The sequence below is a fragment of the Algibacter sp. R77976 genome, assembly GCF_044594645.1.
GTDB lineage: Bacteria > Bacteroidota > Bacteroidia > Flavobacteriales > Flavobacteriaceae > Algibacter_B.
The window spans coordinates 1,577,514-1,590,222 of sequence record NZ_CP138989.1; the positions used below are offsets into that span (position 1 = coordinate 1,577,514).

The following is a 12,709-nucleotide window of genomic DNA, read 5'->3' on the forward strand; positions in this document are numbered from 1 at the left end:
TTATTGAAAGTATTGTTTAAATTTTTTTATTTGATCAATTTTAGCAAAGATTTAGTAATCCAAGTTTGTTCTTGATTTACAATTTTGTTCATCATAGCATCAGCTGTTTCAGCCAAATCGTGTAATGCTTTAGTTTGTTTTATAAGTTCTTTTGTTTTTTCTGTGCCATCGTCTTTAATAGAGGAAACATCTTTTAGTATTTTAATTACAGGTTTAATTTCTCTTCGGCTGCGTTCTTTAGCAATATGTCTTGCTAGTTCTTGTACATCTTTTTCGGTAGTAAAATACTCTTTGCGTTCACCAGGAATTAATTCTTTTGTAACTATACCCCAATCCATAAGTTGGCGTAAATTCATGCTGGTATTACCACGAGAAATTTTAAGCTCTTCCATGATTTCTTCCATGGATAACGCTTTTGTAGAAATAAAAAGCAACGATTGTATCTGTGCCATAGCTTTGTTTATGCCCCAAAGTGTGCCTAAACTTCCCCATGTACTAATAAATTTATCTTTTGCCTCTTGGTATTCCATGACACAAATATATAAATTATTTCTAAACTTTCAATAATTATTGAAAGTTTATTTTAGACAGAAAGGTTGAATTCAAAAAAACAACCTTTTCGTTTTAATTTTAAATTAGTCCAGCCCGTCTCAACAAAGCCTCAGGTTTAGGTTCTTGCCCTCTAAAACGTTTGTACAATGTCATAGGGTTTTCTGTTCCACCTTGGCTAAGTACGTTGTCTTTAAATTTATTTGCAACCGTTTTATTAAAAATACCTGCTTCTTTAAAATACTCGAAAGCATCGGCATCTAAAACTTCAGCCCATTTGTAGCTGTAATAACCAGACGCATATCCACCTTGAAAAATATGAGAGAATGCAGTACTCATGCATGTTTCTTTTGTTTCAGGATATAAGGTTGTGTTTTTAAATACTTCAGCTTCAAAAGCTTTTACATCTTTAATGTCTGTTGGGTCTTGTCCATGCCAACTCATATCTAATAACCCGAAACTTAGTTGGCGCAAAGTTTGCATGCCTTCATGAAAGGTAGCTGATTCTTTTATTTTTTCAACCAGATCCATCGGAATAACTTCTCCAGTTTCGTAATGTGTTGCAAATAACTCAAGAGCCTCTTTTTCAAAACACCAGTTTTCCATAATCTGACTTGGTAATTCTACAAAATCCCAATAAACACTTGTTCCAGAAAGGCTAGGGTAGGTGGTGTTAGCAAGTATACCGTGTAGTGCATGTCCAAATTCATGAAATAATGTAGTAACCTCATTAAAAGTTAATAATGATGGTTTGCTTTTAGTTGGCTTTGTAAAGTTGCAAACAATAGAAATATGAGGTCTGCTGTTTTCACCGTCTTTAATGTATTGTGGTTTGTATGATGTCATCCAGGCACCGTTACGTTTCCCAGCTCTTGGAAAAAAATCGGCATAAAAAACAGAAACAAAATCACCTTTTGAGTTTGTAACTTTATAGGTTAAAACCTCATCATGGTATTTATCAATAGTATCAATTTCTTCAAAATTTAAATCGAATAACTTGTTAGCTATTGTAAATGCACCGTTAATAACGTTTTCTAATTTGAAGTAGGGTTTTAATTTCTCGTCATCTAAACTGAATAGTTTTTGCTTTAGTTTTTCAGAATAATAAGAGCCATCCCATTTTTCTAATCGATCAATATTATCTAGTTCTTTGGCGAATTTTTCAAGAGCTGCGAATTCTCGTTTGGCAGCTGGTTTCGCTTTTTCTAGTAATTCGTTAGAAAAGTTAAGAACCGTCTCTGGAGTTTCCGCCATGCGTTCTTCTAAAACAAAATGGGCATGTGTTTTATAACCTAAAAGGTTGGCTCGATCGTGTCTTAGTTTCGTTATTTGTAATACGTTTTCTTGATTGTCTAAATTGTCATTTTTAAAGGCTTTGCTTCCTGCTGCTAATGTTAATTTTTTTCTCAGTTCTCTATTGTCAGCATAAGTAACAAATGGAATGTAACTTGGGTAATCTAACGTAAATAACCAGCCTTCTTTTTCTTTTGACTCTGCTAATTGTTTTGCAGCTTCTTTTGTGCCTTCAGGAAGACCAGCTAAATCAGATTCATTTGTTATTAGCATTTCGAACTTGTTGGTTTCTGCCAAAACATTTTCGCCAAACTTTAACTTTAACTGACTTAATTTTTTGTCAATCTCTCTAAGTTTGTTCTTTTTATCTTCGTGTAAGTTTGCTCCATTACGAGAGAAACCTTTATATTTTTTATCTAGAAGCGTTTTTTGTTCTGTAGTTAGATTTAATTCTGATTTTGAATCATAAACAGCTTTAACACGTTTGAATAAATCTTCGTTTAAAGTAATATCATTACTAAATTCTGAAAGTAAAGGGGAAACTTCTTGTGCTATTTTTTGAATGTCTTCGTTTGTTTCGGCCGAGTTCAGATTGAAAAAAATACTCGAAATTCTATCAAGTTGTTCTCCAGAAAACTCTAAAGCTTCTATTGTATTTTCAAAAGAAGGGCTTTCTAAGTTGGTAACAATACCGTCAATTTCCTTTCGAGCCATCTCTATACCTTCCTTAATAGTTGGTAAAAAGTCCTCATTTTGAATTATTCTGAAAGGAGGTGTGTTATATGTAGTTTTAAACGGGGTAATTAGTTCTTTTTTCATCATTTATTCAAGGAATGTGTTAAAAATAAAATTTACTATGTATGCATAGTAAGTTTTGTGTATTTTTGCAGCCGATAATACGAAGAGTGACTAACTCATGAGAATTATTTGTTAATAGCTAGAAAGCCCCGAATCACTTCGGGGCTTTCTTTTATTTTAAATCTTTAGCAGATTCGTTTACTTTAATTTTTAGTTCTTCTTTATAAGCAACAATTGTATTAAGTACCTTTTTATCACTAGCCCCAATAATCTGAGCTGCTAAAATTCCAGCGTTTTTTGCGCCGTTTAATGCAACGGTTGCAACAGGAACACCGCCAGGCATTTGTAATATTGATAAAACAGAATCCCAACCATCAATAGAATTACTGCTTTTAACGGGAACTCCAATAACAGGCAAAGGCGATAAAGAAGCTATCATGCCTGGTAGATGTGCCGCACCCCCTGCGCCAGCAATAATTACAGAAAAGCCTCTGGTGTGTGCATTTTTGCCGTAATCAAATAATTTTTCTGGTGTACGATGAGCAGATACAATATCTACCTCAACTTCAATATTAAAACTTTTTAAGATGTCTATCGCATCTTGCATAACAGGAAGATCACTTTTGCTTCCCATAATAACGCCTACTTTGCTCATAATTAAAATCCGTTTTCTTCTATTTCTTTTACTACTTTTTCACCAATACCTTTTCCCCATTTTTCACCTATAACCATTGCCTCTTGCATTATAACAGGAGTTTTACTAACAAATCTTTGACCTGTAGGTGATTCATAAAATTCTATAACTACCTCTAAATCTTCTTTACTAAGGTGGTTGTGATAAACAGGAATTAATAAATCATTTAATTCATTAATTGCAGAAGTCTGAAATTCTTTTTGAAGTTTGTCAAAAAAATCTTCAGGAACATCTGTTAGTTGTCTTCTGTACATATCAAACATTCCATTAATCATAGTTTTGTATATGTTCGCTGTTCCGGTTACTTGAAACATTTTAACTACAGTTTCTTTATATTCTTTACTAATATTATTTTCTTGACCTAACATTGCTGTTGAGGAAAAACATAATAAAAAGATAAATATTAATAGTTTAGTTTTCATGTTCTGTTAGTTTAATGTTTTATTCACTTATAACTTTAATACTTTTCTTTACTTCTTCGGCAACACGTCTGGCTTCATTTAAATCTTCATTTACTATCGTTACATGTCCCATTTTTCTAAACGGACGCGTTTGCTTTTTGCCATAAATATGAGGTGTTACACCATTCATTTTCATGATGTTTTCAATGTTTTCATAAAGCACGTTTCCAGTATAGCCTTCTGCACCAACTAAATTTACCATGACGCCGCCAACTTTACTATCTGTTCTTCCTAAAGGTAAATCTAATATCGCTCTAATATGTTGTTCAAATTGAGAGGTATAGCTTGCTTCAATAGTTTGATGACCAGAATTATGTGGTCTAGGAGCAACTTCGTTTACTAAAATATCATCATCTTTAGTCTGAAACATTTCAACAGCTAAAAGCCCAACATGATTAAATGCTTTTGAAGTTTTTAAAGCCACTTCTTCAGCTTTTTTTGCTACCTCGTTAGAAATTCTAGCAGGACAAATAACATATTCTACTTGGTTGGCTTCAGGATGAAACTCCATTTCTACCACAGGATATGTTTTTGTTTCGCCAGAAGCATTTCTAGCAACAATAACCGCTAATTCATTTTTAAAAGGAATTAAATCTTCAGCTATGCATTCTCCTTTTGGTAAACCGTCTAAATCTGATAGCTTTCTAACTACTTTTACACCGTTGCCATCATAGCCAAATTGAGCTGCCTTCCAAACAAACGGAAATTCTAATCCACCATGTTCAATAGAATCTTTAATTTCCGATAAATATGCAAATCGAGAAAAATCTGAAGTTGGAATATTATTATCTACGTAAAACAATTTCTGTTTTGCTTTATTTTGAATTTGTCGTAATGTTTTTGATGCAGGATAAACTTTAACACCTTCTTTTTCTAGAGTTTCTAAAGCATCAACATTAACGTTTTCAATTTCAATAGTTAAAACATCTACTTGTTTTCCAAAATTATAAACCGCATCATAATCCATTAAGTCTCCTAAATGGAATTCATTACTAGCTAGTTTACAAGGGGCTTCATTACTTGAATCTAAAACCGAAGTATAGATGTCAAATTTTCTGGTGTCATAAAGTAGCATTTTACCTAATTGACCACCACCAAGAATACCAAGTTTGAATTTTGAAGAGAAATAATTTGTCATACAATTGTTGCTAATAAGGTACTTAAGTTATGCAAAAATACATTTAAATCTTAAAATAGTTCCTAAATCGTAAATCAAAAAATGGGTATTACTTAATCTATTGATTATCTTTGCCCTTGAAAAAATTATTACCCTTGATAAAGTTACATGACAAATATTTCAAACCTTTTGTTTCTGCTAAGGAAATTGACGATGCGTTACAGCGTTTAGCCAATGAAATTGCAGAAGATGTTGGTGATGAAATTCCGGTATTTATTGGTATATTAAATGGGTCGTTTATGTTAACAAGCGATTTTGTTAAAAAGTACCCAAAAACATGTGAGGTTACGTTTATTAAATTAGCGTCTTACGAAGGTTTAAAATCTACTGAAGATATTCAAAGATTAATAGGTATAACCCAAGATTTAACTGATAGAACTGTTATTATTTTAGAAGATATAATTGATACTGGGAATACGCTACAAGAAGTGCACAGGATTTTTAAAAATGAAAAGGTAAAATCATTAAAAATTGCGACACTTTTTTACAAACCTGAAGCTTATAAAAAAGATTTTAAATTACATTATGTTGGTATTGAAATTCCAGATAAATTCATAGTTGGCTACGGTTTAGATTATGATGGCTTAGGAAGGAATTTACCAGAAGTATATCAAATAAAAGAAACACAACACATGACAAACTTAGTATTATTTGGCCCTCCAGGAGCAGGTAAAGGAACACAAGCAGAATTTTTAAAAGAGAAATATAACTTAGTACATATTTCTACAGGCGATGTTTTTAGATATAACATGAAAAATGAAACTGCTTTAGGAATGTTGGCTAAATCTTATATAGAAAAAGGCGGTTTGGTTCCAGATCAAGTAACTATTGATATGTTAAATGCTGAAGTTGAAAAAAATGCTGGTGCTAACGGATTTATTTTTGATGGTTTCCCACGTACAAATGCGCAAGCTGAAGCTTTAGAAAAGTTAATGGACAGCAAAGATTCTCAAATTAACGCTATGATTGCTTTAGAAGTTGACGATGAGGTTTTAGTAAAACGTTTACTTGAACGCGGTAAAACTAGCGGCAGAAAAGATGATGCTGACGAAACAGTTATAAGAAATAGAATTAAAGTATATTATAACGAAACAGCTATATTAAAAGACTATTATGCGGCCCAAGACAAATATTTTGGTGTTGATGGTGTTGGCAGTATAGAAGATATTACCGAACGATTAAGTACAGTAATAGATAAACTATAAATTTCTGCGCAAGCAGGAATCTTATATTATTAAAAACTATAACTTTTTAAATAGAAGTTATAGTTTTTGTATTTTAAATTTCAATCAATATTTCCGCTTAAGCGGAAAAAGTGTAAAGATAAGAGTGAACAAACTTTTAACTTTTAACTCATAACTTTTAACTTAAATCATGACTGAAGGAAACTTTGTAGACTACGTAAAAATGTTTGTCTCTTCCGGTAACGGAGGTAAAGGCTCTGTGCATTTGCATCGTGAAAAATATATTACCAAAGGTGGTCCCGATGGTGGAGATGGTGGTCGTGGAGGTCATGTTATTGTTAGAGGAAAATCTAATCTATGGACTTTACTTCATCTTAAATTTAAAAAGCACGTAAGAGCAGAACATGGAGGACATGGAAGTAGCGGACGTAGTTTTGGGTCTGATGGTGAAGATGTATACATCGATGTGCCTTTAGGTACAGTAATTCGAGATACAGAAACGAATAATATTCTTTTTGAAGTTACCGAAGATGGTGAGGAAATAATATTAGCAGAAGGCGGTAAAGGCGGTTTAGGAAACTGGCACTTTAAAAGCTCAACCAACCAGACGCCACGTTACGCGCAACCAGGTATTCCTATGGAAGAAAAGTACGTAACTATGGAGTTAAAAGTACTTGCGGATGTTGGTCTTGTAGGTTTTCCTAATGCAGGTAAATCAACGCTATTATCGGTTGTTACTTCAGCAAAACCAAAAATTGCAGATTACGAGTTTACTACCCTTAAACCAAATCTGGGTATTGTAAAATATCGCGATTTTCAAACCTTCGTAATGGCAGATATCCCTGGAATTATTGAAGGCGCTGCCGAAGGTAAAGGTCTTGGTCATTACTTTTTACGCCATATAGAACGTAACTCTATTCTATTGTTTATGATTCCGGCAGATGCCGATGATATTAGAAAGCAATACGATATTCTCTTAGATGAGTTGCGACGTTACAACCCAGAAATGCTTGATAAAGAACGTATCATTGCCATTTCTAAATGCGATATGCTAGATGAAGAACTTCAAGCAGAAATGAAAGTTGAATTAGATAACGAGCTTCCAATTCCGTACCTATTTATATCTTCTGTAGCTCAAAAAGGCATTACAGAACTTAAAGATGTTTTATGGAAAATGTTGAATGAATAATATTTGGGCGTTACCCAAGGGTCGGGCTTTCCGCTATATCTTTTTAAAGGGGCATTGCTAGGACGAAGAACGTGGCAATCTGTTAATTTATTTGCAATAGCATAATTATAGGTTATCATCTTTAAAAAGGATGTCGCATCAATCCCTAACGCGGTTGTCTGCTAGCTTTTGGTTTTACGTTGAGTCTTTTTTCTTATAAATTAGAAACTATGCTCATTCTCGTTAAGTAGTGTTGATATTTTGTTTTTAATTGCAAAAACTTAAAGGAGTTTGTCTTAAATTAAGATTTAAGAATCAATAGTGTTTCGTATATTTGAGGAAAATTTTTACTTCATGAATAAAGCTTTATTTTCACTCATTGTTTTGTTTTTTATACCGTTTACTAGTTTTAGTCAAATTATTATTGAACAAGAAGCTAGTGCTATAACCTTAGAATGTGGTGATAGTTTAGATGATTATTTAGCATCAAATGGTGGTGCAGTTGCTTCTTCTACCTCTTGCGAGGATAATAATTTGGTTTGGACTCATGCTTATTATAGTGATAATTCACCTTGCTCTGAAACGATTACAGTAATATTTACCGTGGCTGATGGTTGTGGTAATGCTGCGACTACAGATGGTACTGTCAATATTAGAGATACAACTGCCCCTATTATTTCACTTCCTGCAGAATATATGACTGTAACATGTGATGGTACAGGAAATACAGACGATTTTAATACTTGGTTGGCATCAAATGGAGGCGCTATGGCTTACGATAATTGTAGTGATGTAACTTGGTCTAATCATACTTCGGATGATTCGAGTTTTGATTGTAGTACTAGGGTAGAAATTGCAACAGTATTTACAGCAAACGATGACTGTGGTAATTCATCAGATACAATTGGCGTATTCATCATTGAAGCAGCACCTACACCTTGTCCAACAGGTCATATAATATTAAGTTCTCAAGCAGATGTTGATGCTTTTTCAACTAACTATCCAAATTGTTTAGAGATAACTCACGGTTTAACAATTAGTGGATCTGACATAACAGATTTAAGTCCATTGTCTGCCATTACAAGTGTTGAAGGACCTATTGCATCTGGTTTAATAATAAAGGATAATCCATTATTAACTAACCTAAACGGTATAGAAAATATAAGTATAATGCAGTATGGCAATCTTGTTATAGAAAATAATGCGTTACTTAATAATATATTAGGTTTGTCGGGACTCTCTGGAGAAGTTGGAGATTCAATTATTATAAAAGACAATCCATTGTTAGTCAGTTTAGATGGGCTAGGTAATGTTACGAATCCATTCGCTGATGACCTTGTTATAGATAATAATGATTCTCTAAGTAATTTTAATGGTCTTGAAAGTTTAATTTATGCAGATGATGTTTTTATTATAAATAATGATGGTTTAATAAGTTTTGGCGGTTTAACTGCTTTTGAATTTTCTGGAGATTTTCACATAGAAAATAATTCGTCTTTAAATAGTTTTAATGGGTTAAACTCTATAGATAAAGTTTATAATTTATTAATTAATAATAATAACCTATTACAAGATATAGCTGTATTAGATGATGTTAACATTAATAGTACTGTATCCATAACTAATAACCCTTTACTACCAGTCTGTAATATTAATTCTATCTGTTATTTTTTAAATCAATGGGATTCAGTAAATAACCCAAGTGCAGTAGTAATTGATAATAATGATGTTGGGTGCAATGATATTTCTGAAGTTGAAAGTACTTGTGTAACTTTAATTCCTGAAAATGATGACTGTACAGGGGCCGATGTATTAACACTAGGAGAGTCTTTAATTGCCTCTAATAGATATTCTACTATTTCAGCAAATGTACCATCTTGTAATATAGATTCCCAATTTAGAGCAGATGTGTGGTTTTCGTTCAACACAGGGGAATTAACAACGATAGATATATTGGTAGACGGAGGTTATTCGTTACAGTTATGGCAAGGAACTTGTGGGGCTTTAACACAAGTAGCAGAGGCTTGTGGAGCAAATGCGCTCAATGAAATTTCTGTAGGTTCAAATACAGATTATTTTGTTCAAGTCTGGTTTGATAATAGTGATAGTCAGGGTAAAACAGTATCCAATATGAATATTGTTAAAATTACTGAAGATTTTGAAATTGTTGTTAAAAATAGTTCTGCATTGTCTCTTGAAGAAAGTTTAACATTAGAATTCACTCTGTATCCTAACCCAATAAATGAGGAACTAATAATCAATAATGGTAATAATTCAATTATTGAAAATATTCAAATATATTCTATGTTTGGTGAAAAATTAATTGAAACAACTAAAACAAGCATTAATTTTTCAAAAATATCTGCAGGAATGTATTTTGTTGAAATACAAACGGGTAATGGGAGATTTGTTAAAAAAGTTATTAAGAAATAACGTTTTGTAGAAAACCAACATTGGAATAATTTTTGATTAATTTTATATAAAAATTAAAACCTCTATGAGATTTCTAACAATTACTATACTAGCCTTACTTATTATATCGTGTGCACCCATTCGTGTAAACTATGATTATGATAAGGTAACTAATTTTAACACCTATAAAACCTATCAGTATTATGCCAATATGGAAACCGGTTTAAGTGAATTAGATACCAAACGTTTGCTAAATGTTATTGATGCTAAAATGGAAGCTAAAGGATTTAGTATTTCTGAAACTCCAGATTTTTTTATTGATATTAAAAGTGAAGAATATCAAGCAGCTCAAAGACAAACCGTAGGCGTTGGCGTAGGAGGAACTGGAAGAAATGTTGGTGGCGGGATTTCAATAGGATTACCAATTGGTCAAGCCAATATAAACCGACAAATAACAATCGATTTTGTAGACGAAAACAAAAAACAACTCTTTTGGCAAGCCATTAGTGAAGCTAGTTTTAATCCAAAAGCAAATCCGGAAAAACGAGAAGAACGTTTAAATGCTATTGTCGAAAAAGTATTGTCTAGCTATCCGCCAGAGAAATAAACCCATAAAACCTAATGACGTTAAAACCAGTAATAATAGCATTGCTTTTTTTATTCATGTTTTTTGTGAAAGGTTATTCTCAAACCAATAACTTTAAAAATTCAGACAGATATTATTTAGTTGGAACTTGGTTAGTAGAATCGATAAATTATAATGAAAATATCGTTTTTAAGAGAAAAATAGGAAACCAAAAAGATAATACTCGTTTTCAAATTGAAATATCAAACAATGGTATTGTTAATTTAAAACAAAGAGGCATAACACGGAAATGCCCAAGCGATAATAGCGTCAAAACAAAAACAAAGGGCACCTGGAGTTTAAATAAAGAAAATAGAATTATTAATGCTACAATTCCAATTATACGGGGAATTCAAGAATTTAAAATAGTAGACTTAAACATCAACAGAATGGTTTTAACAAGAGTCAAATCTGAATAAATTAATTCTTCACCAACCTTTTACTAGCAATTAATATATTGCCAGAATAGAAGTTGGTAATATAAACACCTTGGCTTAAATTACTAATATCAATTTGTTGACTTTCTAAATTAGAAAGCCTTGTTTTTTTAATTCTTTTGCCATCAATACTTATTATTTCAACTTTTAAATTTGAAATCGAATTACTTTCAAATTCTATATTTAAAATGTTACGTGTTGGGTTTGGATAAAGCGAAATATTATAATTGCTTTCCTTACTTTCTATAGCATCTACACCAAGTGAAGAATAATTTATAGTCCAAGTTACTGTATACACATGAAAACTTTCATGGTTATCGACTCTTAATAAAGGCGAATTATCATGTATAATAGTGGTAAGTGTATTAGCGCCATTAACCAAATCAGTTTCAAGTATTGCTACACTATCAACATTACTAGCAAAGCTTTGTGAATTAAGTGTCCATTCACTTTCTAAAGTATTTGGGTCAGGTTTAATTAAATCGAGTTGAAAATCTAAAGGAAATGTAGGGTCGTCAACGGTATTGTCTGGTGTATAAGCATCAATTGGTGATACTAAGCTGTGAATTTTTTCAATAATACCTTCTTTACAAACCGAACAAAAAGGGTTGTTAAGCACTTCCATTTTACAACTTGTATTTGGTTTGTACCAATTGGAACAATCTCCTGAGGTACAGGTGTGCTGGTAAACACCAATAGTATTTGTTCCAACCCAATTACTCCATTTAGGGTTGTTTATATTATCTGCGTGTGTCATATTTACAGCTTCGGCTGCTAATAAGTCCCCAGGGTAGTATTCATCTTTTAGATCAAATAATGAATGTCCCAGTTCATGTATGGCTATTTCGTCTGAACTTGCACCAGTTGAAGCCATTGGAAAAGTGCCACCGCTACCACCATAATATGGCGAGTTAACTAAAATAAGTGCTTGGTCGTATGCTGGGAAATTATCTGCTAAAACGCTCAAAATTTTAGCTTCGGTATTATTGGCGTAATTACCATCTATCTCATAAAAAAGAAGAAAATGATTTCCAAAAGCGTCAAAAGTAGCATTAAAAAAAGTGTCAACAGTTGTTATTGGAACAGGCCAATAAGTTTCATGGTAGGTGCTTCCAGTACCTGGGTGATCTGCACCACTTTCATTCGATATAACTTTTATGGCATAAACATTAAAATATTCAGCATATTCTTTTAGAGGACTCTCATTAAACATGCTGTTTGTGAAATTAGTAGCATCAGTAATAAATGTGTCTAATTCGCTGCTAGTGTATCCATCTCCCATAATGACCAAACTAATACGTTTATCATCATCACCAGATATTTTTATTGGTTCTACATCAAAAATTTGAGCAGATAAAAATAGCGTATTAGATAAAAATAGTAAAAAGCATAAAAAAGATTTCATACTAGTTAATTTGGGTTTTAATGAGGGGCTCGTTTTTTGCAAAGTTACTAATTGTTATGTATTTAGCATTACTTTTTAGTTGCAGTCTTATGGAGAATTGCCCTTTATCGGATTTTATAGTTTTAGTTTTAAAGTTTTTTGCATCATCAATATATTCAATACGCTTAATTAATGGGTTTTTAATTAGTATGTGGTTTAGTGTTTTAGATTTTTTATCAAGTACAGTTAAAATTAAATCATCTTCAGTTCCAGTTTCTATAGGTTGAAGCGAATTGTTTTTTAGTTTACCATCCACTATTTTTTTATTGATAAACTGAATTGTTTTATTTCCGTTTGAAGTGTTTTCAATACTATAATTGAGAAATAGAATTTTGGGTGTATTATTTATTGAACTTCCTGTAGTTACAGTTTTTTTATAATTACCACAAGCTGAAAACAACAATAAAGCACTTATAAAAAGTATTATAAATTTAGGAGTTATTTTTAAAGTAGGTCGTTTCAAATCT

Annotated in this window: 12 protein-coding genes; 5 read left to right on the plus strand and 7 right to left on the minus strand. The window is 32.2% G+C overall.

All coding sequences use genetic code 11. The features are described from left to right. Positions 1-26 precede the first annotated feature (26 nt). The 5 genes from SJY43_RS06830 to SJY43_RS06850 form a co-directional block, all read right to left on the minus strand. The gene (locus SJY43_RS06830; protein ID WP_396603100.1) at positions 27-530 is read right to left on the minus strand and encodes a GbsR/MarR family transcriptional regulator; all 504 of its coding nucleotides are present in this window, start codon (positions 528-530) and stop codon (positions 27-29) included. A gap of 100 nt (positions 531-630) precedes the next feature. Beyond that, on the minus strand, positions 631-2,664 hold the full coding sequence (locus tag SJY43_RS06835; protein WP_396603101.1) for a M3 family metallopeptidase: 2,034 nt from the start codon (positions 2,662-2,664) through the stop codon (positions 631-633). Positions 2,665-2,812: 148 nt separating this feature from the next. Beyond that, positions 2,813-3,295 (minus strand): 5-(carboxyamino)imidazole ribonucleotide mutase, encoded by a 483-nt coding sequence (gene purE / locus SJY43_RS06840; protein WP_396603102.1) that lies wholly within the window; start codon positions 3,293-3,295, stop codon positions 2,813-2,815. 2 nt (positions 3,296-3,297) lie between these two features. Beyond that, positions 3,298-3,756 (minus strand): DUF2059 domain-containing protein, encoded by a 459-nt coding sequence (locus tag SJY43_RS06845; RefSeq protein WP_396603103.1) that lies wholly within the window; start codon positions 3,754-3,756, stop codon positions 3,298-3,300. A 19-nt stretch (positions 3,757-3,775) separates the two neighbouring features. Continuing rightward, the gene (locus SJY43_RS06850) at positions 3,776-4,933 is read right to left on the minus strand and encodes a 5-(carboxyamino)imidazole ribonucleotide synthase (RefSeq protein WP_396603104.1); all 1,158 of its coding nucleotides are present in this window, start codon (positions 4,931-4,933) and stop codon (positions 3,776-3,778) included. Between the two features lie 134 nt (positions 4,934-5,067). Between SJY43_RS06850 and SJY43_RS06855 the strand changes: the two genes are divergently transcribed. The 5 genes from SJY43_RS06855 to SJY43_RS06875 all read left to right on the plus strand — a co-directional run bounded on the left by SJY43_RS06855 (position 5,068) and on the right by SJY43_RS06875 (position 10,780). Further along, positions 5,068-6,177, plus strand: coding sequence for an adenylate kinase (locus tag SJY43_RS06855; protein ID WP_396603105.1), 1,110 nt, complete (start codon positions 5,068-5,070; stop codon positions 6,175-6,177). Between the two features lie 169 nt (positions 6,178-6,346). Next, the gene (obgE, locus tag SJY43_RS06860; protein WP_396603106.1) at positions 6,347-7,345 is read left to right on the plus strand and encodes a GTPase ObgE; all 999 of its coding nucleotides are present in this window, start codon (positions 6,347-6,349) and stop codon (positions 7,343-7,345) included. Between the two features lie 333 nt (positions 7,346-7,678). After that, on the plus strand, positions 7,679-9,757 hold the full coding sequence (locus SJY43_RS06865) for a T9SS type A sorting domain-containing protein (RefSeq protein ID WP_396603107.1): 2,079 nt from the start codon (positions 7,679-7,681) through the stop codon (positions 9,755-9,757). Positions 9,758-9,821: 64 nt separating this feature from the next. Then, positions 9,822-10,343 carry a DUF4136 domain-containing protein gene (locus SJY43_RS06870; RefSeq protein ID WP_396603108.1) on the plus strand — a complete coding sequence of 174 codons (522 nt, stop codon included), beginning with the start codon at positions 9,822-9,824 and terminating at the stop codon, positions 10,341-10,343. A gap of 14 nt (positions 10,344-10,357) precedes the next feature. Continuing rightward, positions 10,358-10,780 (plus strand): lipocalin family protein, encoded by a 423-nt coding sequence (locus SJY43_RS06875; RefSeq protein WP_396603109.1) that lies wholly within the window; start codon positions 10,358-10,360, stop codon positions 10,778-10,780. Between the two features lies 1 nt (position 10,781). Here SJY43_RS06875 and SJY43_RS06880 read toward each other — a convergent pair whose 3' ends face one another. Next, on the minus strand, positions 10,782-12,203 hold the full coding sequence (locus SJY43_RS06880; RefSeq protein ID WP_396603110.1) for a M64 family metallopeptidase: 1,422 nt from the start codon (positions 12,201-12,203) through the stop codon (positions 10,782-10,784). A 1-nt stretch (position 12,204) separates the two neighbouring features. Then, entirely contained in the window at positions 12,205-12,705 is a 501-nt protein-coding gene (locus SJY43_RS06885) for a hypothetical protein (protein WP_396603111.1), read from the minus strand. Positions 12,706-12,709: the final 4 nt, after the last annotated feature.

What these genes read in the sequence shown, in the direction of transcription:
- SJY43_RS06880 (WP_396603110.1), bottom strand. Translation starts at nt 12,203, where the DNA reads ATGAAATCTTTTTTATGCTTTTTACTATTTTTATCTAATACGCTATTT.
- SJY43_RS06830 (WP_396603100.1), bottom strand. Translation starts at nt 530, where the DNA reads ATGGAATACCAAGAGGCAAAAGATAAATTTATTAGTACATGGGGAAGT.
- SJY43_RS06870 (WP_396603108.1), top strand. Translation starts at nt 9,822, where the DNA reads ATGAGATTTCTAACAATTACTATACTAGCCTTACTTATTATATCGTGT.
- SJY43_RS06835 (WP_396603101.1), bottom strand. Translation starts at nt 2,664, where the DNA reads ATGATGAAAAAAGAACTAATTACCCCGTTTAAAACTACATATAACACA.
- SJY43_RS06865 (WP_396603107.1), top strand. Translation starts at nt 7,679, where the DNA reads ATGAATAAAGCTTTATTTTCACTCATTGTTTTGTTTTTTATACCGTTT.
- SJY43_RS06845 (WP_396603103.1), bottom strand. Translation starts at nt 3,756, where the DNA reads ATGAAAACTAAACTATTAATATTTATCTTTTTATTATGTTTTTCCTCA.
- SJY43_RS06875 (WP_396603109.1), top strand. Translation starts at nt 10,358, where the DNA reads ATGACGTTAAAACCAGTAATAATAGCATTGCTTTTTTTATTCATGTTT.
- obgE (WP_396603106.1), top strand. Translation starts at nt 6,347, where the DNA reads ATGACTGAAGGAAACTTTGTAGACTACGTAAAAATGTTTGTCTCTTCC.
- SJY43_RS06850 (WP_396603104.1), bottom strand. Translation starts at nt 4,933, where the DNA reads ATGACAAATTATTTCTCTTCAAAATTCAAACTTGGTATTCTTGGTGGT.
- purE (WP_396603102.1), bottom strand. Translation starts at nt 3,295, where the DNA reads ATGAGCAAAGTAGGCGTTATTATGGGAAGCAAAAGTGATCTTCCTGTT.